At 59.4% G+C, this 387-nt stretch carries 1 pseudogene; it reads left to right on the forward strand.

The features are described 5' to 3' along the window. Positions 1 to 387: pseudogene (locus tag CWO89_RS45320) on the forward strand (IS5/IS1182 family transposase); the annotation flags it as partial.

The following is a 387-nucleotide window of genomic DNA, read 5'->3' on the forward strand; positions in this document are numbered from 1 at the left end:
TGTCGTCGGCTACAATGTCCAGGTCGCGGTGGACACCGAGCACCATCTGATTGTTACGCACGAGGTCATAAACGTCGGCAACGACCGTGGGCAGCTTGCTCGGATGTCGAAGCAAGCCAAAGAAGTGCTCGAAGTGGACAAGCTCAAGGCGGTCGCCGACCGTGGCTACTTCGACGGAGAGGAAATATTAGCCTGCGAAGAGGCTGGCGTTGCAGTCACCTTGCCCAAGCCCATGACGTCGAACGCCAAGGCGGAGGGCCGGTTCGGCAAACAGGACTTCGCCTACCTGCCTGATGAGGACGTCTACCGCTGCCCATCCGGCCAGCTGCTGCCCTATCACTACACCAACATCGAGCATGGAATGACGCTGCGCCGTTACTGGTCGAC

Source organism: Bradyrhizobium sp. Leo170 (assembly GCF_004296405.1).
Classification (GTDB): Bacteria; Pseudomonadota; Alphaproteobacteria; order Rhizobiales; family Xanthobacteraceae; genus Bradyrhizobium.